The sequence below is a fragment of the Latilactobacillus sakei genome (assembly GCA_002953655.1).
Lineage (GTDB): Bacteria > Bacillota > Bacilli > Lactobacillales > Lactobacillaceae > Latilactobacillus > Latilactobacillus sakei_A.
Map to the genome: position 1 here is coordinate 322,175 of CP025839.1, position 24,518 is coordinate 346,692.

A 24,518-nucleotide genomic window follows, 5' to 3' on the forward strand; every position below is an offset into this window, starting at 1 on the left:
AAAAGTTGCAAATCACGCAACTTATTCATAAAGTGAACCTATCAGAAGCTTTTTTAAAAAAAGGAGTGCTATTACGATGACAGATTATTCAAGTAAAGAATACCTTGCTAAAGTTGATGCATTTTGGCGAGCAGCTAACTATATCTCAGTAGGCCAATTATATTTAAAAGACAACCCATTATTACAACGTCCTTTAGAAGCAAAAGACGTTAAAGTTAAACCAATCGGACACTGGGGCACAATCTCAGGCCAAAACTTCTTATATGCACATTTAAATCGTGCTATTAACAAGTATGACTTGAACATGTTCTACGTTGAAGGCCCTGGTCACGGTGGTCAAGTTATGGTTTCAAATTCATACTTAGATGGTAGTTATTCAGAAATCTACCCAGAAATTTCTCAAGACGTTGAAGGGATGAAGAAATTATTCAAACAATTCTCATTCCCAGGCGGCGTTGCTTCGCATGCTGCTCCTGAAACACCTGGTTCAATCCACGAAGGTGGCGAACTTGGTTATTCATTATCACACGGTGTCGGTGCAATTTTAGACAACCCAGACGTCATCGCAGCTGTTGTTGTTGGTGATGGGGAAGCTGAAACTGGCCCATTGGCAGCATCATGGTTATCAAGCACATTTATCAATCCTAAAAATGATGGTGCGGTCTTACCAATCTTGAACTTAAATGGTTTCAAGATTTCTAACCCAACCATCCTTTCACGTAAGAGTGACGAAGAATTAACAAAATACTTCGAAGGTAACGGTTGGGCACCAATCTTTGTTGAAGGCGACGATCCTGAAAAAATGCACCCAGCAACTGCTGCTGCAATGGATGAAGCCATCGAAAAAATCCAAGCGATTCAAAAAGCTGCTCGCGAAAACGGCGATACATCACGTCCAGTATGGCCAATGATCGTCTTCCGCGCTCCTAAAGGCTGGACAGGTCCTAAGACATGGGATGGTGTACCAATCGAAAATTCATTCCGGGCCCATCAAATTCCAGTGCCAATTGATAGCACTGACATGCAACATGCCGATGCATTAGTTGATTGGATGAAGTCATATCGTCCAGAAGAATTATTTACAGCTGAAGGTCAATTAAAACCTGAAATCGCTGCAATCGCACCTAAGGGCGACAAACGAATGGCTGCTAACCCAATTACAAATGGTGGGATTGATCCTAAACCACTTCGCTTGCCAGATTACCGTGACTACGCTGTGGATAACACAGAACATGGTAAAGTTGTTGCGCAAGACATGATCGTTTTAGGTGAATATGTCCGCGATATTATTAAAGACAATGATCAAAACAAAAACTTCCGAATCTTTGGCCCTGACGAAACAATGTCAAACCGTTTGAACCACATCTTTGATGTGACAAACCGTCAATGGATGGAACCAATCAAAGAACCAAATGATCAATTCATGGCAACAGAAGGCCGTGTCCTTGATTCACAATTATCAGAACATCAAGCTGAAGGCTGGTTAGAAGGCTATGTCTTAACAGGTCGTCACGGCTTCTTCGCAAGTTACGAATCATTCTTGCGCGTTGTGGATTCAATGTTAACACAACACTTCAAGTGGTTAAGAAAAGCAGACGAACAAGCATGGCGTAATAAGTATCCTTCATTGAACGTGATTGCAACTTCAACTGTTTTCCAACAAGATCACAATGGTTACACTCACCAAGATCCAGGTGTCTTAACACACTTAGCTGAAAAGAAACCTGAATTCATCCGTGAATACTTACCAGCTGATGCCAACACATTATTGGCAACAATGAATACTGTCTTCCAAAGCCAAGAAAAGATTAACTTAGTGATTGCTTCAAAACACCCACGTCAACAATGGTTCTCAATTGATGAAGCAACTGTCTTAGTTAAAAACGGCTTGAAGATTATTGATTGGGCAAGTACAGATCAAGATGCTGAACCAGACGTTGTGATTGCGGCTGCTGGGACAGAACCAACACTTGAAAGTTTGGCTGCTATCTCAATCTTGCACAAACAATATCCTGACATGAAGATTCGTTTCATTAACGTTGTTGATCTATTGAAACTTCGTTCACCTAAAGTGGATCCTCGTGGCTTAACAGATGAAGAATTCGATATGTACTTTACAAAAGACAAACCAGTTGTCTTCGCTTTCCATGGTTTCGAAGGCTTAGTGCGTGACATCTTCTTCGATCGTCACAACCATAACCTCCATGTTCATGGCTATCGTGAAAATGGTGATATCACAACACCATTCGACATGCGGGTCTTGAACCAAATGGATCGTTACAACTTATCTAAAGAAGTCGCAATTGACGTACTTGGTGATCAAGCTGGCCAATTCGCACAATCAATGGATGATATGGTTGCTAAACACAACCAATACATTCGTGATGAAGGTACTGATTTACCTGAAGTTGAAGAATGGCAATGGACACCACTCCGTTAATTTAGTGGTAAAAAACAGATTGGGGCAACCCAATCTGTTTTTTTATGGATTCCTAGTGACTGAGCCTTTATTTTTAGGGTTAATAACGGTAAACTAGAAGACAAGTATAATTTTAGAAAGAGGCGTTTTTATTTATGGCAAAGAACAAAATCCGTGTACGATATGCACCAAGTCCAACTGGGCATTTGCACATTGGGAATGCTAGAACCGCACTATTTAACTACTTATTTGCACGTCACAATAAGGGAACTTTCGTTATCCGGATCGAAGATACAGATACGAAAAGAAACATTGCAGACGGTGAAAACAGTCAGTTAGATAACTTAAAATGGTTAGGCATGGATTGGGATGAAGGTCCAGACAAACCCGGTAACTATGGTCCTTACCGCCAATCAGAACGTCGTGAAATCTATACACCCCTTATTCAAGAATTAGTTGAAAAGGGTCTTGCTTACGAATCATATAAAACAGAAGATGAATTAACGGCCGAACGTGAAGCGCAAAAAGCTGCTGGTGAAGCACCTCGTTACGTTTACGAATATGAAGGTATGAGCGATGATGAAATTAAGGCCAGCCAAGAAGCTGCTAAAGCAAAAGGCTTGCAACCAGTTGTTCGGCTTCGTTTACCTAAGGATCACGTTTATAAGTTTGATGACATTGTTAAAGGTGAAATCAGCTTTGAATCAGATCGTTTAGGTGGCGACTTTGTCATCATGAAACGTGACGGCATGCCAACTTATAACTTTGCCGTTGTCGTTGATGATCATTTAATGGAAATCACACACGTCTTACGTGGTGACGATCATATCGCCAATACACCAAAACAATTGGCCGTTTACGAAGCCTTTGGCTGGGAACCACCAATTTTTGGACACATGACACTAATTATCAATACTGAAACAGGTAAGAAACTAAGTAAACGTGATGAATCTGTGCTTCAATTTATCGAACAATATCGCGAATTGGGTTACTTACCAGAAGCGATGTTTAACTTTATCGCTTTATTAGGTTGGTCACCAGTTGGCGAAAGCGAATTGTTTAACCGTCAAGAATTCATCAAACAATTTGATCCAAAACGTTTAAGCAAATCACCTGCTAGTTTCGATCAAAAGAAACTCGAATGGGTAAATAACCAATATGTTAAACAATCAGATCCTAACAAGATCATGGATCTTTCATTGGCAAGCTTGATTAAAGCGGGTAAAATCGCTGAAAATCCTGATAGTAAAACGATCGAATGGGCGCGTCATTTGATTGCGTTATATCAAGATCAAATGAGTTACACAGCTCAAATCGTTGAAATGTCAGATGTCTTCTTTGAAGAACCGGAACAATTAGATGCCGATGCGCTTGAAGAATTAAATAACGAAACAGCACCTGTTGTTTTGAAGGAATTCAGCGAACGCTTGAAAGATTTGACATTATTCACAGCACCACGGATTATGCAAATTATCAAAGGCATTCAAAAAGATACGAAGATCAAAGGTCGTCTATTGTACATGCCAATCCGGATTGCAACGACGCGCGAAATGCATGGCCCATCATTACCAGATTCAATCGAATTATTAGGTAAAGATCGGGTCTTAGCACATCTGGAAAAAACATTAGCCGAAATTAAATAAAGAAGAAGTGTCACGGATGATTAATCTGTGACACTTTTTTTGTATCATTTATTAAGATTGTTAAAGCACTCAGTGTAAACCCTTACATTTAGCGGTATACTAGAAATTAAATAGCGTTAATAGGGGGATTTAGGATGAAAGTTTTAACTTTTGGTGAAATGTTAATGCGTTTGAAGACGCCGGGTAATCAGCGCTTGTTACAAGCGGATAGTTTTGAAGCCTCATATGGTGGTGCCGAAGCGAATGTCGCTGTTTCATTGGCACTTTTAGGGGATCAGGTCGCTTATTTAACGAAGCTACCGGAGAATCTATTGGGACAAAAGGGGCTGCAAACTTTACGGGGATACGGTGTTGATACGACTAAGATTCAATACGGTGATGGCCGCTTAGGCTTATATTTCTTTGAAAAAGGTGCCAGTGTCCGTTCAACCAATGTTGTTTATGATCGGGCCCATAGTAGTTTTGCAACAATGGCCGCTAGTGAATTTGATTGGGCAACGATTTTTGAAGACATTGATTATTTCTATTTCTCAGGCATTACACCCGCTATTTCGGCCGAATTAGCACAAGCAGCTGAAGCGGCTTGCCAATATTGTCAAGCACACAATATTCCTGTGGTCTGTGACTTAAACTACCGCGGTAAGTTATGGTCACCAGAACAGGCACAAGCAACAATTAAACGCTTAATGCCATATGTTACGATTTGTATTGCTCATGATGAGGATTTTGAAGCGACATTGGGGATTCAAGCCTTTGATGGCGATGAAAGCCACGGGATTGCGCAAAAAGAATCCTTCAAAGCAGCAATGCAGCAAGTACGACAAAGCTTCCCTAACTGCCAAATGGTTGCTAGCATCTTACGAAATATTCGTTCCGTTGAAGATAGCGAATGGTTAGCATTATTATTGAAAGATGATCAATTTTACGAAACAGGTACTTATCAAATGCATGTCATGGAAGGGGTCGCTGCCGGAGATGCCTTTGGTGCAGGCTTAATGCACGGCCTATTAAATAACTTTACACCGGATAAAATGTTGCAATTTGGCTTAGCCGCTAGTGTGGCTAAATTGACGATTGCCGGCGACTTTAATTTAATGAGTGCAGCAGAAATTGAAGCGATCGCACAAAGTGGCGGTGGCGCACGTTTATCAAGATAAATAGTCGTTAGCGCTGTCATTGTAACCGTTTTAATTGTATAATTAACTTATACAATTAGGAGGTACTGATTATGACAAAAAAAGTAGCTTTCATTACAGGTGCAGCACAAGGAATCGGTAAAGCAATTGCGCAACGTCTCTCAAAAGACGGTTTTGCAGTGGCCATCGCTGATTTCAATTTAGAAGGGGCTCAAGCAGTTGCAGCTGAAATTAATGAAACGGGCCGGGCCATTGCGGTTAAGGTTGACGTTTCTGATCGTGATCAAGTATTTGCAGCGGTTGAAACAACGGTTGCTGAATTGGGTGGGTTAGACGTTGTTGTGAATAACGCGGGTGTTGGCCCAACAACCCCAATTGAAACCATTACACCAGAACAATTTGAAAAAGTATATGCGATTAATGTCGGTAGTGTTTACTGGGGCATTCAAGCAGCGGTTAAAGCCTTCAGAGACCTTGGTCATGGTGGTAAAATTATCAATGCTTCTTCGCAAGCTGGTCAAGTTGGTAACCCAGAACTTGCTTTATATGGTGGGACTAAATTTGCCATTCGGGGCATTACGCAAACCGCAGCACGTGATTTAGCTGATCAAGGGATTACGGTTAATGCTTATTGTCCAGGAATCGTTAAAACACCAATGATGATGGATATTGCCCATAAAGTCGGTCAAAATGCAGGTAAGGATGATGAATGGGGTATGCAACAATTTGCCAAGGACATCACGCTAGGCCGCTTATCAGAACCAGAAGATGTAGCAGCTTGTGTTGCTTATTTAGCTGGTCCTGATTCCAACTATATGACTGGTCAAGCCTTAATTATCGATGGCGGTATGGTCTTCAATTAAAGCGATTAAAAAAAGGCGCGCACAAGCTAACTTGTGCGCGCCTTTTTAGGTTAGAGTTGAATAATTTTTAAAAGTGCAGCAGCTACTTCTTCGCGTTTGTCTTCAGGAAGTTGTGCTAGGTAGTGCATCAACTTTAAGGTTTGAGCACCAGATAGTGCGGGATCACCGAAAAAATCAATGAGTTTAATCCCCAAGGCTTCAGCAATATCATTTAGTTTCTTAATTTTTAAATTATCAACTTCTCCGCGTTCAATTCGGGAAATAAAGCTGTATGAACTACCTGATTTTTCAGCTAATTCTTCAATTGTTAGCCCTAGTTGCTTACGTTGTTCACGAATCATTTGACTAATTGTATTTAGCATTCGGTAAGCTCCTATCATGATTATCTAACAGTAACGATAGAGGTTTTTTTAAAACGTTGAAAGAGCGCAGAAGCTATCTTTTTTTAAAAAAAGTAGCAATAATGATTTGTTAACGGTATAATACAACTATTAATTATCAGATTTTAAGTAAGGGACTGTCGATTTTAAGAACTGATGGTTAAAAATGATATTGGGGGATATTAATGATGAAAAATAGTTGGCGACTTATTTTAACCGTTGCAGTAGTGAGTTTATTGGGGGCTTGTTCAGCCAAAGGCGAACACCAAACCAAATCAACGAGTACCAGTCATTCTAAAAAAGTGACAGCAGTAACTAGCAGTCAAAAGCAAGTCCGTAAAGAAACGACTTCGAGTGTGTCACAGTCAAAAAAACAATCACAACCACAGACGCAAACTAAACAAGTAAAGGCGTTGTGGGATAGTAACAAGAAACAAGCCTTGGCGACTTTTATGAGTAGTTGGGGAACGACGATGGGGCAAGCGTATCAATCTTACGACTTAACGCGGGATACTGATTATGCCGGTATTCACTTTCCTAGTAAGTTAGCGCAGACCGATTTAGCGGTCGACGATACACCAGTGACGGCTGCTTGGAGTACAGACGGTACCGGCAGTGCAGATTATAATGTCGTTGCCATCTATTGTGATGTCGATGGCGGGACAGCGGGGGGCCACTTATACTTATTTACGTTCCATAATGGGCAACCAGTGGTGTTAATCACCTCTCAAAATCAAGGGACACCAGATAACCGACTCCATTTCAGCGTCACCGCTAACACCGATTTGAAGACGGGTTTTGCCAATATTGTTAGTGGGCAAGGCACTGGACAGGCCAATACGAGCCAACCGACGACTAATGCGGTGAGTCCCATTTCGGCTGCTGAAGCACAAGCAATCGTGGCCGCGCAAAACATTCAATACAGAGAAGAACAAGGAGAACCTGCGGGGAATAAAGTAAGTTTAGCAGGTGGCGGCATTGTTCTAAAACAATATGCTGGCGCACAGGGCATCGATATTATTAAACTAACTCCTAAACCGGGGAACAAGGTTAATATCACCGTTCAAAATGGTTCTCTTAGAGATGGTCAAGCCGGTGAGACGGCACCCATTTCTCAAAATATTACGGTTGATCGCTAAAAAAGAAGAGGTACCGACAATTTTCTTGTCGGCACCTCTTTTTTGATAATTCTCGTTTTATTGTCTGGTGCGATCAATCTCGGCTCTGATTTCTTTAAAGCTTTGTTCCGTTTCTTGCCCATTATTGACGGCCACCATCATGAAGAGGCTGTCGATGAGACTGATCTGGGCAATTAAAGCATGCAGGGCTTCAGCCCGGTAGTTGGTTTCTTCTGAGATTGAAAGTAAGGTGATATCGCCGAGCTTGGCAAGGCTTGAATTACCAAAACTGGTGATAACGATCAGCGGTACTTGGCGCTCTTTTAAGATGCGGGCGAGTTCTAAAGCGTCCTTATTTTGACCACTATGTGAAATGATAATCGCGCAATCTTGATCGGTTAATTTGGTGGCTTGCATGAGTTGTAGATGATAATCTTGGTTGAAGACAGTAGGGATACTAGTTCTGAGGAATTTATGATAACCGTCTTGGGCGACAATCCCAGAAGCCCCCAAGCCAAATAAACTAAGCAGGTGGGCGCGGTTGATTAAGGCGACCGCTTTTTGAAGTTGTTCTTCAGTCAATAACGACCAAGTCGCTTTTAGCGCGTTACTGTTAGAACTGAAGATTTTTTCAGCCATCGTTGTAAAAGTGTCATTTGCATTGATTTCATGAAAAAGTGGTGAGGTGTTGGCTTCTTTGGCCAGGAGTGCCATCTTGAAGGCTTGAAAATTATCGAAGCCCAAGATTTTAGCGAAGCGTGAAATTGTCGCGGTGGAGACCCCACAGTTGGCGGCAAATTCTTGAATTGTTAAACGCTGATTGAATTGTGTTTCTTGGAAGATGTAGTCGGCAATTTGTTTATATTTTTCGCTGAAGTTATCATAATAAGATCGTAATAATGAATCGATTGCTTGTGCCATTGTCGGGACCCCCTGATAATAAGTAGCCCTAGTATAGCATAAAAATAAAAAGACGAAAATAATTTTCTATAAAACGCTTGCAATGTGAAAATAATTTACATATAATGAATTTGTAAGATAAAAGGATAAGCAGATAGGGGACTTAAAAATGAAATTAGCAATGGTCGGTTTAGGCAAAATGGGTATCAACTTAGTAGCCAACTTAAGACGGAATGGTCACGAAGTTGTGGCTTTTGATTTAAATCAAGCAGCGGTTGAAGAAGCCGTTAACTTAGGTGCCACAGCGGCAACGGATTTAGACGATGTTTTAGCACAATTAACGAGTCCTCGAATTGTGTGGGTCATGTTACCAGCTGGTAAACCAACAGATGCCACGATTCAAACATTAAGTGAAAAAATGAATGCCGGAGATATGGTGATTGATGGTGGTAATTCATTCTTTGAAGATTCAGAACGTCATAACGCACTTTTAAAAGAACAAGGGATTCATTTCTTCGACGCTGGTACTTCAGGCGGGATGAGTGGTGCCAATGCTAACGGGAACTTCATGATTGGTGGCGATAGCCCCGAAGCCTTCAAGACAATCGAACCCATCTTTAAATCAATTGCCCAAGAAGATGGCTACCTTTACACAGGTAAAGCTGGAAGTGGTCATTACTTGAAGATGGTTCATAACGGGATTGAATACGGGATGATGCAATCAATCGCAGAAGGTTTTGATGTCTTAGAACACGGCCGTTTCGAATATGACAACGAAGCAGTTGCCAAGGTTTGGAGCAATGGTTCAGTCATTCGCGGTTGGCTAATGGAATTAGCACAATCAGCCTTTTCTAAAGATCCAGAATTAGCATCCCTAAAAGGTGTTATGCATTCTTCAGGTGAAGGTCAATGGACATTGGATGAAGCCTTGAAATTACAAGTGCCAACGCCAGTAATTGGGTTATCATTGATGATGCGTTATCGCTCACTTGAAGATGATACCTTTACAGGCAAAGTTGTTGCCGCTTTAAGAAACGAATTTGGTGGCCACGCTGTCGATAAGAAATAATTCGGTTTTAAACAACAAACAAACGAGGTAATTAATGATGAAATATATGATTGGTGCCGATATTGGAACAACAAGTACGAAAGCTGTCCTATATGATTTAAAGGGAAATGTGAAGGCCTACGCTAACGTTGGCTATCCACTATACCAAACCGTACCTGATATGGCGGAAGAAGATCCAGATGAAATCTTCGAAGCTGTTGTGGAAGTACTGGGAAAAGTGATGCGCAAAGGGCACGTACAAGCTGGTGAATTGCAAGGGGTTAGTTTCTCAGCTGCGATGCATAGTTTAATTTTGATGGATCGTAACCATCAACCGTTGACACGGGCGATTACTTGGGCGGATAACCGCGCTGCTAAATATAGTAACGAATTAAAAGCCAATGGATTAGGGCACGAGATTTATCAGCATACTGGCACGCCTATTCACCCGATGGCACCATTATCAAAAATCATTTGGTTGCGGCATGAACAACCAGACCTCTTCAAACAAGCTGCACAATTCATTGATATTAAAACCTATGTTTTCCAAAAATTATTCCATACTTATAAGATGGAATATTCAATCGCTTCAGCAACTGGCTTGTTTAACATCTTCAATCTAGATTGGGATCAACAAGCCCTTGAAGTCGCCGGAATTACCCGCGATCAATTACCAGAATTAGTTGAACCAACTGCACAAATCACAGGGTTAGATAAAACTTACAGCCAAGAAACGGGTATTGGTAGTGATGTTCCATTTATCTTTGGTGCGAGCGATGGCGTTCTATCTAACTTAGGGGTTAATGCGATTGATCCTGGCGTTTTGGCCGTGACAATTGGAACCAGCGGCGCCGTTCGAGTAGTGGTTGATAAACCAGTCGTTGATCCAAATGGTCGATTATTCTGTTACGCTTTGACCAAGGACAAGTGGGTTGTCGGTGGACCGGTTAACAACGGTGGGATTGTCTTCCGTTGGGTTCGGGACCAACTCTTTGCGCCTGAAAAATTAACAGCCGAACAGATGCAAGTGTCAACCTATGATCTCTTGACACAAATTGCTGAAAAGATTCCAGCCGGTTCCGACGGGTTGTTATTCCACCCATACTTGGGTGGCGAACGAGCACCAATTTGGGATTCTGATGCACGTGGTTCATTCTTTGGCTTAACCCGTCAACATACACGGGCTCACATGGTACGTGCAGCACTAGAAGGGATTGTTTATAATCTCTACATGGTGATGTTAATGATCGAAGGGGTTGCTGGGAAACCTAAGAGTATTCAAGCAACTGGTGGTTTTGCCCGCTCAGAATTATGGCGTCAAATGTTAGCTGATATCTTCGAACAAGATGTGACAATTCCAGAAAGTTTTGAAAGTTCATGTTTAGGCGCCGCAGTTTTAGGGATGTATTCATTAGGTTTAGTGGATGATCTCTCAGCTGTTAAAGACATGATTGGGGTCACAAATGTTCACGAACCAAAAGCAGAAAACTTCGACGTTTACCGCGAATTAATTCCAATTTGGATTCGCCTCACTCGGGAATTGAGTCCAGAATACAGTGCAATTGCTGATTTCCAACGCAGACATATGCAAGTTAAAGAAGCAACTAAGGATTAAAGATTAAACGTTCAATCACCAAAAGTGGGATTGAGCGTTTAATTTATTAATCCAATGTAAACGCAAACAAAATAGAAAGTGGGAATAGTTATGGAACTCTTAGTCTTATTATTAGGCATCATGTTATTATTACTACTCATTATTAAGTTCAAACTGAACACATTTGTTTCGTTAGTGTTAACCGCAATGGTTGTGGGTGTCGGTTTAGGGATGCCACTGACTAAAATTGCGACCAGCGTTCAAAACGGGATTGGTGGACAATTAGGTGAATTATCAATCGTCTTTGGGTTTGGTGCCATGATGGGCCGGCTCGTAGCTGATGCTGGTGGGGCCTTTAGAATCGCCCACACATTAATTGATAAATTTGGTAAGAAACGACTCCAAATCGCGATTATGTTGGCGTCATTTATTATTGGGATTGCCTTATTCTTCGAAGTTGGGATGGTCCTATTAGTCCCAATCGTCTTTGCGATTGCCGTTGAAGCGAGCGTACCGATTTTATACTTGGGGATTCCAATGGCGGCCGCTTTATCTGTGACCCATGGTTTCTTACCACCTCATCCCGCACCAACAGCGATTACATCTGCTTTAGGTGCTAATGCGGGCCATGTTTTATTGTACGGTGTAATTATTGCGATTCCATCGGTGATTATTGCAGGCCCACTCTTTACCAAAGTGGCGCGGAAAATGATTCCAGACGCCTTTGCACGCCAAGGTAACTTGACGGCACTTGGTCCTCAGAAAACGTTTAAATTAGAAGAAACACCTAGTTTCGGTATTAGTGTTGTGACCTCATTATTCCCAGTAATCTTAATGGCGATCACAACGGTTTACCAAATGTTATTCAACGGTGGTTCGCTACCAAAGCACCCAACGTTATTAGATTCAATCATTGGTTTTATCGGTACACCAGCGATTGCGATGACCATTTCATTGTTATTAGCAATGTACACAATGGGCTGGGGTCGTCGTATTAAGACGCCAGCAATCATGAAAACCATTGAAGAAGCGGTCAAATCAATTGCCATGTTACTCTTGGTGATTGGTGGGGGCGGGGCCTTCAAACAAATCTTAATCGATGGCGGGGTTGGCGATAGTGTGACAACATTATTCGCACATGCGAGCTTATCACCACTGGTCTTAGGTTGGTTAATCGCCGTTGTCTTGCGGATTGCGTTGGGCTCAGCAACGGTGGCTTCATTGACAGCTGCTGGTTTAGTATTACCATTGATGCAATCAGCAGGCGTGAACCCTGCTTTGATGGTCCTTTCAATCGGGGCCGGTAGTTTAGCCGCATCCCACGTTAATGATGCTGGTTTCTGGATGTTTAAGGAATACTTTGATTTGAGCGTTAAGGAGACATTGGCAACGTGGACCGTCTTGGAAACATTAATTTCAATTGTCGGTTTAGTCGGCGTCTTACTATTGAGTTTAGTTGTCTAAAAAAGTTAGTCTTTAAAAGAGTTGCGGCAAAATTCGTTTTGTCGCAACTCTTTTTTTAGTGATCAAGCGGTAGCGCTTGCAACTAACGGTGCGCTCCCCTATAGTTAAAGAGAAGTAAACTCAGGAGGGTTATTGCATGATTGAAAAAAGAGTACTCTCAGCAGCCGATGAACCAGCATTTTACGACCTCGCCCAATACGCCTTTAATAAACCGGATAGTGAGCAACGGCAGTTATTCTTCCAAAAGCTGTATCAGAACAGTGTCGGTTTTGGCGTTTTTGATCAGGGTCATTTGAAGAGTAGTTTATTGGCGACACCGTTTGAGGTTAATTTCAAAGGGCAAACGTTTAAGATGAGCGGGATTGGGTATGTGGCTAGTTATCCAGAATTTTCCGGCCAAGGTGGCATCTCTGATTTAATGCACTTAGCTTTTGAGCGGATGCAAGCAGATGGGGTTACACTGTCTTATTTAGCGCCTTTTTCGTATCCTTTTTATCGCCGCTTTGGCTATGAACAAGCTTTCGAGCAAACCTGTTATCAGATTAAAACGGCGGACTTACCACGGCTTAAATTTGCGCCAGATCAAGGACACGTTGAACGGTTATCGTTAAGCGCAGCCGTGCCACTAATCAGTGTCTTCCAACAGCAACATCCGTATAACCAGATTGGCGGTATCCAACGGGCTGCGTGGTGGTGGCAGTATAATTGTTTGAAACATCCTGATTGGGAAGTAGCCGTTTATACTGACGGCAACCGGCAAGTAGCAGGCTATGTAATTTATAGCCGTCAGGCGACAACCTTAGAGATTCAAGAGTTATTGCCATCAACAGTTGCCAGTCAGGAACAACTGGTTAAGTTCATTTTCAAACACCAATCGGCCTATCAAACGATTCGCTACGAGAGTGGTTTGACAACTAACTTGGGTGATTTATTACCGGATCCGACGATTGTTGAAACAACCACGGTTCCCTATATGATGGCGCGGATTGTGTCGTTGGCTGATTTTTTAGCACGTTATCCGTATGAAGTACTAGAACTTGAGGCAGTGAAGATTGCTGTTAGTGATGACTTTTTACCCGAGAATAGTGGTGTTTGGCAATTAAGTTTACACGCGGGCCAACCGACGGTAACGAAATTGGCAAGTCAAACGGCGGATATCACGGTAACTATTCAACAGCTCACCAAGGCAATGATGGGCTATCGCACACTGGCTTCGCAAGCCCATTATGGTCAGGTTAATGGTGATGCAGACAAGATTGCCCAGTTAAGCGCGGCTTTTAATCAGACACAACCGATGCTATGGGACTATTTCTAGCCCAAATAAAAAGAGCACCAAGACGTGATGTCTTGGTGCTCTTTGTGATTAGATTAGGAAGTAGCCAAAGGTTCCTAAGATGATTAAGAACAAAAAGTTCATACCAGTAAAGACGACTAAGAATTTACCGATATCTTTACCCCAGCCTTTTTTGAAACGTTTGTAAGCAATTAAGTTAGCAAGTGAGGCGAACATTGTGCCGACCCCACCGATGTTGATGGCTAAGAACATTGCGTGACTGTGGTTGGTAAAGCTTGATAGTAAAATTTCAGTTGGGACATTAGCGATTAATTGACAACTAATGAGGCCTGTCAGATAGGTTTGTTTAGCAGTACCAACAAGTGAACGCATGAAAGTGGCGATTGTTGGGATGTGGCTTAAGTTACCAACTGCGATGAAGAAGCAGAAGAAAGTTAACAATAAACCATAATCGACTGTTTTGAAAAGCTTCGGATCAAATACTAAAATCGCAATGATGACCAAGATAGGTGTGACCCATAATGGAATCAATGAGAAGACTGCTAAGAAAACAACCACTGTGAGGGGTACGAAATACCATAAAGGCCCTTTTTCAACTTCCACCGGATGGAGACCGTGTAGTTTGATGGGTTCCTTTGGAAAAAGAAACGTTGTGGCAGTCAACATAATGATACTCAGAATTAAGACTGGAATTGAATATTCAAAGAAATGGCGAATCGTCATATGGTAGAACGATACGAGGAAAATATTGTGCGGGCTCCCAAACGGTGTGAGGGATGAACCGAGATTAGCCGAAATTGTGATTAACGTGACAGGTAAAATCGGTGAAAAATCAAGTTGCCGCGCAATTAGGATGAACAACGGTACAAAAGTTAAGACCGTCATATCATTGGTTAGAAACATTGCCCCAACAAAGGTCAGTGCCAAGAGCATCTGCATTAAAGCACGTTTGGAATGACTCTTAATAATTAATTCTCGCGCGAAGTAATCAAGCACATGTAATCGTTGGTAAACTTGAACGAGCGTCATAATACAAAAGACACTGACGATTACGTGAAAATTAACGTAACTAAGATGGGGGCGATTGAAAAATGAGGTGACAATAGCTGCAATCGTTGCGGCAAGGAGTAATTTGTCATCTAAGAAAAAATCTCGGATGTTCAAAGCAATGTTTTTCATATCGTTTAAGTTATCCTCTTTATATAAGATTAAAAAAGCACTATTCCAATTCTAGACTGTTTTTGGCGATAAAAACAGAAAAATTTACAATATATACATAATTTTTACAATAGCTAGAATCTCATTTTACTAAAGGATGATGACCATTTAACTAATTTTTAAGTCTTTTAACTGCTATTGTACTGCGTAATTCAGTATAATAGTAATAGAAGGAAGCGGTTAATTTTTGATTGCTTCTTGAGCGTAACTTCGCTATATTAGGATTATTATTGATTATTTAAGAAGAAGGTGGCGCATATGAAAGATGCCCCAAGACATACAGTGATATTAGGAATCGTCGCTGCAGTGATTTCAATCACCTGTGGCATGTTAATTTTGTATAGTATTTTACACGTTAGTTTGTGGCTTTCAATTTTAGCGAGTGTTATTATCGGACTCTATTTAGGCTATAATACGTTTTATAGTACCTATTTAGCCGAAATGATTAAAATTGAAGTTATCAATCAAGGCTTGGATAGTAACGACTTAGCGGAATTGATGCATGGTAATGCTAAGGACTACCCCATTATTCGTGGTGATTTACGCTTGATTATTCCCCGGCGGAAACGTGCGGAATTATTGGCTAAGCTACGCGACCGGGTAGGCTAAGCGATTTTGCTTCCCAATTAGAACTGTGTTAACATTAACCTAACTTATTGAAAAGGTGTCGAGAACAATGACAATTGAACGACCATTAATTATGAAGCTTTGCTCTACACATTTGCAGATGACACAGCGTGTAGAGCCTAATATTGATTAAAAGTCATCTATAGAAGAATGCTCACGGTAATATGCGACTTTGGGGTTGCTTATTTTGTGGTGTCTTTTATAGATGGCGGTCGATAAAGTCAGTGATTGTAATCGCGACAGGGGTAGCTAGATGCTATCCCTGTTTTTTATTGGAAAGAAAGTAGGAAAAGACAATGAGTATTTTAAAAGTCGAAGGACTAAGTCAACAATTTTTAGACAAACAACTATATGATGACGCCGGGTTCCAAGTCAACAAAGGTGAACACATGGGGATTACTGGCCAAAATGGGGTTGGTAAAAGTACGCTGATTAACATTCTAACGGGCGCTATTTTACCAGATGAGGGTAAGGTAACTTGGCAAAAAAATATCAAGATTGGTTATTTGGATCAATACGCCAAATTAGCACCCGGCTTATCCATTTTTGAATTTTTAAAAAGCTTTTGCAGATTTGTATGCGCAGGAAGAACGGATGGGTCAATACTACGCCGACTATGCGACGAGTTTAGATGACCAACTACTCGAAAAAGCGGGTGCGATTCAAGAACTTCTTGAAGCTAAGAACTTCTATGAAATTGATACACGGGTTATGCAAGTTGCGACTGGTTTAGGAATCGATGCGCTAGGAATGGATCATGATGTTTCACAACTTAGTGGGGGCCAGCGATCAAAGATTATTTTGGCGAAGTTATTATTAGAAGAACCAGACATGTTGTTATTGGATGAACCAACCAATTATTTGGACACCAACCACATCGATTGGCTTAGCGATTACTTGAATAACTTCGAGGGCGCCTTTATTACAATTTCCCATGATTATGATTTCTTGGAACGGGTAACAACCTGTATTGCTGATATCGAATTTGGGAAGATTACCAAATATACCGGAACGCTCCAACAGGCCTTCCGCCAAAAAGCCGATAACCAAGCTAGCTATATGAAGGCTTACGAGAACCAACAAAAGAAAATTGAAAAAACGAAGGCTTACATTCGCAAGTATAAAGCGGGTTCACGGTCAACAATTGCCAAGAGTCGTGAGAAACAATTAGCGCACATGGATATTTTGACACCACCCAGTAATCGTGTGAAGGCTAATTTCCGCTTTCCTTACCACGCAACAGCTAGCCAGATTCTATTGACGACTAACGACTTGGAAATTGGGTACGAAAACGCGCTATTACCCGCCTTGAACTTTTCAATTGGTCGAGATCAAAAAGTGGTGCTCAAAGGTTTTAATGGGATTGGTAAGTCGACACTGATTAAAACCATCATTAAAGAAATTCCAGCGATTAGCGGTGACTTTGAAATTGCCAGCACGGTGAAGTTTGGTTACTTCAAGCAGGACTTAAAGTGGCCTAACAATATGGCAACCCCGCTCCAATATTTACAAGGTGAGTATCCAGAACAAAAGCAAAAGGAACTGCGCCAAGTATTATCCCGGACAGGGCTAACGGCGGAAGAAGCGATGAAACCATTGAAACAACTCAGCGGTGGCGAGCAATCAAAAGTTAAAATTGCCGAATTACTCTTAACTTCAAGTAACTTTCTTCTATTAGATGAACCCACGAATCATTTAGATGATGATACGAAGAACGCTTTACGAAAAGCGATTCAAGAATTTGAGGGCGGTGTCTTACTGGTTACCCATGAAGAAGACTTTTATCAAGGCGATTGGATTGATAAAGTATTGGATGTTGAGTCCTTGATTAAATCTTGATGATTTATTTTTAATATATACTGTATCTATAACAGACAAGTGTTAAGCTTATGGGGATAAATGACTAACTTTACTAATACTGGCGGGGGTCATATGGATAAAATTGATGTAACAAAATTAACCCAGATGTCGAACTTTGAAGTCGCAGCACTATTTTATAAATACGCGTTGACAAATAGTCGCGGTTTGCGAGCGATTAACGTTGGACGTGGTAATCCAAATTGGATTAATACCCAAGCGAGATTTGCCTTTAACCGGATTGTTGAGTTTGGGATGAAGGAATCCTTACAAACGATTAACTTAGATGATGGGAATCTTGCTGGCTACACCGATCAAACAGGTATCGCGGAACGCTTCAATCAGTTCTTAGATGGTGATAATCCAGTGGATACTTTTTTGAAGCAGGCCTTGGCTTATACCCGAGACGTCATGCATATCAATCAAGATGAGCTGGTCTTTGAGTGGGTTGATGGCGTTATTGGCAACCATTATCCTGAACCTTCACGCAGCTTAGTGAATGTTGAAAAGATTTTAAACCGGTATTTAGAAGTAAATCTCTACCGGGGAGAACACCTATCGGATAAGACGAAGGTCTTTCCAACTGAAGGTGGGACAGCTGCCATGGTTTACCTCTTTAATGAACTAAAGGTCAGCCATATTTTAGAGGCGGGTGATACGATTGCGATTAATACGCCCATCTTTACACCATACCTACAGATTCCAGAACTAAATGAATTTAAACTACAAGAGTTTAACGTTAGTTCTGATGAATCTGATGATTGGCAATTGGTCGATCATAAATTTGAAGAGTTAAAGGATCCAAATGTTAAAGCCTTTTTCGTGGTAAACCCAACTAACCCAACTTCTAGAGCTTTTAGTGACCATGCATTAGATAAGTTGAAAGAAGTTGTGGAAGCCAATCCCAACCTCGTGATTATTACGGACGATGTTTATGGGACGTTTGTCGATGATTTTAAGACCATCTACTCAGTTGTGCCACATAATACATTGTTAGTGTACTCATTCTCTAAATTATATGGCGCAACTGGCCAACGGATTGGTTTAATCGCGATGCATGACGATAACATTTTCGATAAATTGATTGAAGAAATGACTGCAGAAGATCCGGTTATTAGAGAAGCTTTCCGGAAACGGTATTCGTACGTCACGAATAAACCACACGAAATGAGTTTTATCGATCGGACGGTAGCGGATAGCCGAAACATTGGTTTATATCATGCAGCTGGCTTATCAACACCACAACAAATTACCATGGCACTTTTTAGTTTGACGAACCTGATTTACGAAGGACGAGAAGATCCGTATGTGACAGCATCTAAGGAAATTGTGAGTCATCGTTATAAGGCCTTTTGGGAATCACTGGGATTAGTCGTTAAGACAACCGAAGAAAATGCGGAATACTACACTGTTTTTAGTATCTATAAGTTAGCCGAGTCGAAATACTCTAAAGACTTCAGGGCATACTTGGAACAAAACTGTAATCATTTAACATTTGAATGGCGACTCGCAGCGGAATATGGGGTTGTTGTAATGGATGGTGCTGGGATGGGAACCAAGGCGGGGTACTTAAGAATTTCACTTGCTAACCGTCCAGATAAGGACTATGAAACAGTCGGTGGTCGGATTTCTGATTTACTGGCAAGCTACTATACTGAATACTTGCAATCTAAAGCATAATAAGGTGTAATGAAGGGCGTTAGAACAACGATAAGTTGTTCTAACGCCCTTTTTGCGTCTTAATCAGTAGGGTTTTATATAGAAGACATTAGTTTAATTTAATGCTTATAGGAATAAATTAATCATTTAATCAATTTTTTAGTAATAAGTGCTTGACCTAGCTGTATTAAGTTGGTAAGATATAAAAGTTGTCAAAAGCAAGTCACTCAGTAATGAGTAATGAGTAATGAGTAATGAGTAATGAGTAATGAAATAAATAATTAAAATGTTTTTGAAAAACACTTGTTATTTAATTCTAATCGTGATAACATATTATATATTGCTTACGGAGTTATAACTTCTAAGTGATAAATAATTTTTAAAAGTGTTTGACAGATAATTAGTTATATGATATAATTAAAAAGCTGTTTCAACGCAGTAGATCTTTGAAAACTGAACAAAGTTTTGATAAACCAAATGTGTAGGGTCGCCCTTTTAGGGCACAACATATTTGCGAAGTCAATTTCGCTAGCAAATAAATTAAGTAACAAAACAAGAGCTACAAACTTTTAATCGAGAGTTTGATCCTGGCTCAGGACGAACGCTGGCGGCGTGCCTAATACATGCAAGTCGAACGCACTCTCGTTTAGATTGAAGGAGCTTGCTCCTGATTGATAAACATTTGAGTGAGTGGCGGACGGGTGAGTAACACGTGGGTAACCTGCCCTAAAGTGGGGGATAACATTTGGAAACAGATGCTAATACCGCATAAAACCTAGCACCGCATGGTGCAGGGTTGAAAGATGGTTTCGGCTATCACTTTAGGATGGACCCGCGGTGCATTAGTTAGTTGGTGAGGTAAAGGCTCACCAAGACCGTGATGCATAGCCGACCTGAGAGGGTAATCGGCCACACTGGGACTGAGACACGGCCCAGACTCCTACGGGAGGCAGCAGTAGGGAATCTTCCACAATGGACGAAAGTCTGATGGAGCAACGCCGCGTGAGTGAAGAAGGTTTTCGGATCGTAAAACTCTGTTGTTGGAGAAGAATGTATCTGATAGTAACTGATCAGGTAGTGACGGTATCCAACCAGAAAGCCACGGCTAACTACGTGCCAGCAGCCGCGGTAATACGTAGGTGGCAAGCGTTGTCCGGATTTATTGGGCGTAAAGCGAGCGCAGGCGGTTTCTTAAGTCTGATGTGAAAGCCTTCGGCTCAACCGAAGAAGTGCATCGGAAACTGGGAAACTTGAGTGCAGAAGAGGACAGTGGAACTCCATGTGTAGCGGTGAAATGCGTAGATATATGGAAGAACACCAGTGGCGAAGGCGGCTGTCTGGTCTGTAACTGACGCTGAGGCTCGAAAGCATGGGTAGCAAACAGGATTAGATACCCTGGTAGTCCATGCCGTAAACGATGAGTGCTAGGTGTTGGAGGGTTTCCGCCCTTCAGTGCCGCAGCTAACGCATTAAGCACTCCGCCTGGGGAGTACGACCGCAAGGTTGAAACTCAAAGGAATTGACGGGGGCCCGCACAAGCGGTGGAGCATGTGGTTTAATTCGAAGCAACGCGAAGAACCTTACCAGGTCTTGACATCCTTTGACCACTCTAGAGATAGAGCTTTCCCTTCGGGGACAAAGTGACAGGTGGTGCATGGTTGTCGTCAGCTCGTGTCGTGAGATGTTGGGTTAAGTCCCGCAACGAGCGCAACCCTTATTACTAGTTGCCAGCATTAAGTTGGGCACTCTAGTGAGACTGCCGGTGACAAACCGGAGGAAGGTGGGGACGACGTCAAATCATCATGCCCCTTATGACCTGGGCTACACACGTGCTACAATGGATGGTACAACGAGTTGCGAGACCGCGAGGTTTAGCTAATCTCTTAAAACCATTCTCAGTTCGGATTGTAGGCTGCAACTCGCCTACATGAAGCCGGAATCGCTAGTAATCGCGGATCAGCATGCCGCGGTGAATACGTTCCCGGGCCTTGTACACACCGCCCGTCACACCATGAGAGTTTGTAACACCCAAAGCCGGTGAGGTAACCCTTCGGGGAGCCAGCCGTCTAAGGTGGGACAGATGATTAGGGTGAAGTCGTAACAAGGTAGCCGTAGGAGAACCTGCGGCTGGATCACCTCCTTTCTAAGGAATAATACGGAAAACCTTGTACATTTGCGAAATCAAAACTTTGTTTAGTTTTGAGAGGTCTACTCTCAAACTTTGTTCTTTGAAAACTGGATAATAAGTAATATATTAGTTTTAAAAGCCGAGAAAAACATTGCGTTTTAAAGAGTTTTTTAATAATAGAAATATGAATTAGTTCATATCGCTAAACTCAAATAATAACCCTTTACCGTAGGTAAAGATAGGTTAAGTTATAAAGGGCGCATGGTGGATGCCTTGGCACTAGGAGCCGATGAAGGACGGTACTAACACCGATATGCTTCGGGGAGCTGTAAGTAAGCTTTGATCCGGAGATTTCCGAATGGGGGAACCCAATACTTTTAATCGAGTATTATCATTAAGTGAATACATAGCTTAATGAAGGTAGACGAGGGGAACTGAAACATCTAAGTACCTTCAGGAAGAGAAAGAAAAATCGATTCCCTAAGTAGCGGCGAGCGAACGGGGAAGAGCCCAAACCAAGAAGCTTGCTTCTTGGGGTTGTAGGACAGAACTTTGGAGTTACCAAGTTAAGTTGTAATCGAATCAGCTGGGAAGCTGAGTCAAAGAGTGTGATAACCACGTAGATTAAACAACTTAACCTCCGTTCTGGATCCTGAGTACGGCGGAACACGTGAAATTCCGTCGGAATCCGGGAGGACCATCTCCCAAGGCTAAATACTCCCTAGTGACCGATAGTGAACCAGTACCGTGAGGGAAAGGTGAAAAGCACCCCGGAAGGGGAGTGAAATAGATCCTGAAACCATGTGCCTACAATTAGTCAAAGCTCGTTAATGAGTGATGGCGTGCCTTTTGTAGAATGAACCGGCGAGTTACGTTTATATGCGAGGTTAAAGTGAAAAGCTGGAGCCGTAGCGAAAGCGAGTCTGAAATGGGCGAGTGAGTATATAGATGTAGACCCGAAACCAAGTGACCTACCCATGTCCAGGTTGAAGGTGTGGTAAAACACACTGGAGGACCGAACCCACGTCAGTTGAAAATGGCGGGGATGAGGTGTGGGTAGCGGTGAAATTCCAATCGAACTTGGAGATAGCTGGTTCTCTCCGAAATAGCTTTAGGGCTAGCCTCGGAATATTGGATCATGGAGGTAGAGCACTGTTTGGACTAGGGGCCCGTCATGGGTTACTGAATTCAGATAAACTCCGAATACCATTGATTTAGTTCCGGGAGTCAGACTGCGAGTGATAAGATCCGTAGTCGAAAGGGAAACAGCCCAGATCACCAGTTAAGGTCCCAAAATTTATGTTAAGTGGAAAAGGATGTGGCGGTGCACAGACAACTAGGATGTTGGCTCAGAAGCAGCCACCATTTAAAGAGTGCGTAATAGCTCACTAGTCGAGTGCCGCTGCGCCGAAAATGTACCGGGGCTAAACATAATACCGAAACTGTGGGTGGACACGTAAGTGTCCGCGGTAGGAGAGCGTTCTAAGGGCGACGAAGCTAGATCGTAAGGACTAGTGGAGCGCTTAGAAGTGAGAATGCCGGCATGAGTAGCGAAAGATCAGTGAGAATCTGATCCACCGTATGACTAAGGTTTCCTGGGGAAGGCTCGTCCTCCCAGGGTTAGTCGGGACCTAAGGCGAGGCCGAGAGGCGTAGTCGATGGATAACAGGTTGATATTCCTGTACTAGTTTATTTTGTTTGAATGATGGAGGGACGCAGGAAGCTAAGGAATGCACACGACTGGAAATGTGTGTCCAAGCAATAAGTCTTGAGTTGAGTGAAATGCTTGATTCTTTAAGGACAAGTTGTGATGGGGAGCGAAATTAAGTAGCGAAGTTCCTGATGTTACACTGCCAAGAAAAGCTTCTAGTGAGAAATAAACTACCCGTACCGTAAACCGACACAGGTGGTCGAGGAGAATATCCTAAGGTGAGCGAGTGAACTCTCGTTAAGGAACTCGGCAAAATGACCCCGTAACTTCGGGAGAAGGGGTGCTGACCGTCAGGTCAGCCGCAGTGAATAGGCCCAAACAACTGTTTATCAAAAACACAGGTCTCTGCAAAATCGTAAGATGACGTATAGGGGCTGACGCCTGCCCGGTGCTGGAAGGTTAAGAGGATGAGTTAGCGCAAGCGAAGCCCAGAATTGAAGCCCCAGTAAACGGCGGCCGTAACTATAACGGTCCTAAGGTAGCGAAATTCCTTGTCGGGTAAGTTCCGACCCGCACGAAAGGCGTAATGATTTGGGCACTGTCTCAACGAGAGACTCGGTGAAATTATAATACCCGTGAAGATGCGGGTTACCCGCGACAGGACGGAAAGACCCCATGGAGCTTTACTGTAGCTTGATATTGAGTGTTTGTACAGTTCGTACAGGATAGGTAGGAGCCGTAGAAATCGGAACGCTAGTTTCGATTGAGGCGTTGGTGGGATACTACCCTAACTGTATGACCACTCTAACCCGCGCCACTTAGCGTGGCGGGAGACAGTGTCAGGTGGGCAGTTTGACTGGGGCGGTCGCCTCCTAAAGTGTAACGGAGGCGCTCAAAGGTTCTCTCAGAATGGTTGGAAATCATTCGTAGAGTGTAAAGGTATAAGAGAGCTTGACTGTGAGATTGACAAATCGAGCAGGGACGAAAGTCGGACTTAGTGATCCGGTGGTTCCGTATGGAAGGGCCATCGCTCAACGGATAAAAGCTACCCTGGGGATAACAGGCTTATCTCCCCCAAGAGTCCACATCGACGGGGAGGTTTGGCACCTCGATGTCGGCTCATCGCATCCTGGGGCTGTAGTCGGTCCCAAGGGTTGGGCTGTTCGCCCATTAAAGCGGTACGCGAGCTGGGTTCAGAACGTCGTGAGACAGTTCGGTCCCTATCCGTCGCGGGCGCAGGAAATTTGAGAGGAGCTGTCCTTAGTACGAGAGGACCGGGATGGACATACCTCTGGTGTACCAGTTGTGCCGCCAGGCGCATCGCTGGGTAGCTATGTATGGCAGGGATAAACGCTGAAAGCATCTAAGTGTGAAGCCCCCCTCGAGATGAGATTTCCCATTCCTTTATGGAAGTAAGACCCCTGAAAGATGATCAGGTAGATAGGCTAGGAGTGGAAGTACAGCGATGTATGGAGCGGACTAGTACTAATCGGTCGAGGACTTAACCAAAGGTGCAATG

14 protein-coding genes, 2 rRNA genes and 1 pseudogene are annotated in these 24,518 nt (G+C 42.6%); 14 read left to right on the forward strand and 3 right to left on the reverse strand.

The window, feature by feature from the left end:
* Positions 1-76 precede the first annotated feature (76 nt).
* The 4 genes from C0213_01410 to C0213_01425 all read left to right on the forward strand — a co-directional run bounded on the left by C0213_01410 (position 77) and on the right by C0213_01425 (position 6,061).
* Positions 77-2,440, forward strand: a complete 2,364-nt coding sequence (locus C0213_01410) for a phosphoketolase (GenBank protein ID AUX11155.1) — start codon at positions 77-79, stop codon at positions 2,438-2,440.
* Positions 2,441-2,574: 134 nt separating this feature from the next.
* The gene (locus tag C0213_01415; GenBank protein ID AUX11156.1) at positions 2,575-4,062 is read left to right on the forward strand and encodes a glutamate--tRNA ligase; all 1,488 of its coding nucleotides are present in this window, start codon (positions 2,575-2,577) and stop codon (positions 4,060-4,062) included.
* 134 nt (positions 4,063-4,196) lie between these two features.
* Positions 4,197-5,219, forward strand: coding sequence for a sugar kinase (locus tag C0213_01420; GenBank protein ID AUX11157.1), 1,023 nt, complete (start codon positions 4,197-4,199; stop codon positions 5,217-5,219).
* A gap of 71 nt (positions 5,220-5,290) precedes the next feature.
* The gene (locus C0213_01425; protein AUX11158.1) at positions 5,291-6,061 is read left to right on the forward strand and encodes an acetoin reductase; all 771 of its coding nucleotides are present in this window, start codon (positions 5,291-5,293) and stop codon (positions 6,059-6,061) included.
* 50 nt (positions 6,062-6,111) lie between these two features.
* Here C0213_01425 and C0213_01430 read toward each other — a convergent pair whose 3' ends face one another.
* A complete protein-coding gene (locus C0213_01430) occupies positions 6,112-6,423 on the reverse strand; it encodes an XRE family transcriptional regulator (protein AUX11159.1) in 312 nt (103 codons plus the stop codon).
* Positions 6,424-6,629: 206 nt separating this feature from the next.
* Between C0213_01430 and C0213_01435 the strand changes: the two genes are divergently transcribed.
* Complete coding sequence (locus C0213_01435) at positions 6,630-7,580, forward strand: hypothetical protein (GenBank protein ID AUX12787.1); 951 nt, start codon at positions 6,630-6,632, stop codon at positions 7,578-7,580.
* 57 nt (positions 7,581-7,637) lie between these two features.
* Here C0213_01435 and C0213_01440 read toward each other — a convergent pair whose 3' ends face one another.
* Positions 7,638-8,480 carry a MurR/RpiR family transcriptional regulator gene (locus tag C0213_01440; GenBank protein AUX11160.1) on the reverse strand — a complete coding sequence of 281 codons (843 nt, stop codon included), beginning with the start codon at positions 8,478-8,480 and terminating at the stop codon, positions 7,638-7,640.
* A gap of 148 nt (positions 8,481-8,628) precedes the next feature.
* On the opposite strand from C0213_01440, the gene gnd reads away from it, so the two are divergent.
* From gnd to C0213_01460, 4 genes are all read left to right on the forward strand, one after another.
* Positions 8,629-9,528 carry a 6-phosphogluconate dehydrogenase (decarboxylating) gene (gnd, locus tag C0213_01445; GenBank protein AUX11161.1) on the forward strand — a complete coding sequence of 300 codons (900 nt, stop codon included), beginning with the start codon at positions 8,629-8,631 and terminating at the stop codon, positions 9,526-9,528.
* A gap of 37 nt (positions 9,529-9,565) precedes the next feature.
* Positions 9,566-11,122 carry a gluconokinase gene (gntK, locus tag C0213_01450; GenBank protein ID AUX12788.1) on the forward strand — a complete coding sequence of 519 codons (1,557 nt, stop codon included), beginning with the start codon at positions 9,566-9,568 and terminating at the stop codon, positions 11,120-11,122.
* A 90-nt stretch (positions 11,123-11,212) separates the two neighbouring features.
* Complete coding sequence (locus C0213_01455) at positions 11,213-12,565, forward strand: gluconate permease (protein ID AUX11162.1); 1,353 nt, start codon at positions 11,213-11,215, stop codon at positions 12,563-12,565.
* A 136-nt stretch (positions 12,566-12,701) separates the two neighbouring features.
* On the forward strand, positions 12,702-13,880 hold the full coding sequence (locus C0213_01460; protein AUX11163.1) for a GNAT family N-acetyltransferase: 1,179 nt from the start codon (positions 12,702-12,704) through the stop codon (positions 13,878-13,880).
* A gap of 48 nt (positions 13,881-13,928) precedes the next feature.
* Here the strand turns inward: C0213_01460 and C0213_01465 are convergent, their stop codons facing one another.
* A complete protein-coding gene (locus C0213_01465; protein ID AUX11164.1) occupies positions 13,929-15,038 on the reverse strand; it encodes a sodium:cation symporter in 1,110 nt (369 codons plus the stop codon).
* Between the two features lie 297 nt (positions 15,039-15,335).
* On the opposite strand from C0213_01465, the gene C0213_01470 reads away from it, so the two are divergent.
* From C0213_01470 to C0213_01490, 5 genes and pseudogenes are all read left to right on the forward strand, one after another.
* Entirely contained in the window at positions 15,336-15,686 is a 351-nt protein-coding gene (locus C0213_01470; protein AUX11165.1) for a hypothetical protein, read from the forward strand.
* 314 nt (positions 15,687-16,000) lie between these two features.
* Positions 16,001-17,543 (forward strand): annotated as a pseudogene (locus C0213_01475) (ABC transporter ATP-binding protein).
* A gap of 93 nt (positions 17,544-17,636) precedes the next feature.
* A complete protein-coding gene (locus tag C0213_01480; GenBank protein AUX12789.1) occupies positions 17,637-19,241 on the forward strand; it encodes an aspartate 4-decarboxylase in 1,605 nt (534 codons plus the stop codon).
* A 552-nt stretch (positions 19,242-19,793) separates the two neighbouring features.
* Positions 19,794-21,371, forward strand: a 16S ribosomal RNA gene (locus C0213_01485).
* A 217-nt stretch (positions 21,372-21,588) separates the two neighbouring features.
* Positions 21,589-24,509: ribosomal RNA gene (locus C0213_01490) — 23S ribosomal RNA — on the forward strand.
* The 16S and 23S rRNA genes sit together here, the layout of an rRNA operon.
* Positions 24,510-24,518 lie beyond the last annotated feature (9 nt).

Coding starts and splice junctions, on each gene's coding strand:
- C0213_01425 (AUX11158.1), top strand. CDS start 5,291: ATGACAAAAAAAGTAGCTTTCATTACAGGTGCAGCACAAGGAATCGGT.
- C0213_01435 (AUX12787.1), top strand. CDS start 6,630: ATGAAAAATAGTTGGCGACTTATTTTAACCGTTGCAGTAGTGAGTTTA.
- C0213_01480 (AUX12789.1), top strand. CDS start 17,637: ATGGATAAAATTGATGTAACAAAATTAACCCAGATGTCGAACTTTGAA.
- gnd (AUX11161.1), top strand. CDS start 8,629: ATGAAATTAGCAATGGTCGGTTTAGGCAAAATGGGTATCAACTTAGTA.
- C0213_01410 (AUX11155.1), top strand. CDS start 77: ATGACAGATTATTCAAGTAAAGAATACCTTGCTAAAGTTGATGCATTT.
- C0213_01415 (AUX11156.1), top strand. CDS start 2,575: ATGGCAAAGAACAAAATCCGTGTACGATATGCACCAAGTCCAACTGGG.
- C0213_01420 (AUX11157.1), top strand. CDS start 4,197: ATGAAAGTTTTAACTTTTGGTGAAATGTTAATGCGTTTGAAGACGCCG.
- C0213_01470 (AUX11165.1), top strand. CDS start 15,336: ATGAAAGATGCCCCAAGACATACAGTGATATTAGGAATCGTCGCTGCA.
- C0213_01430 (AUX11159.1), bottom strand. CDS start 6,423: ATGCTAAATACAATTAGTCAAATGATTCGTGAACAACGTAAGCAACTA.
- C0213_01440 (AUX11160.1), bottom strand. CDS start 8,480: ATGGCACAAGCAATCGATTCATTATTACGATCTTATTATGATAACTTC.
- gntK (AUX12788.1), top strand. CDS start 9,566: ATGAAATATATGATTGGTGCCGATATTGGAACAACAAGTACGAAAGCT.
- C0213_01455 (AUX11162.1), top strand. CDS start 11,213: ATGGAACTCTTAGTCTTATTATTAGGCATCATGTTATTATTACTACTC.
- C0213_01465 (AUX11164.1), bottom strand. CDS start 15,038: ATGAAAAACATTGCTTTGAACATCCGAGATTTTTTCTTAGATGACAAA.
- C0213_01460 (AUX11163.1), top strand. CDS start 12,702: ATGATTGAAAAAAGAGTACTCTCAGCAGCCGATGAACCAGCATTTTAC.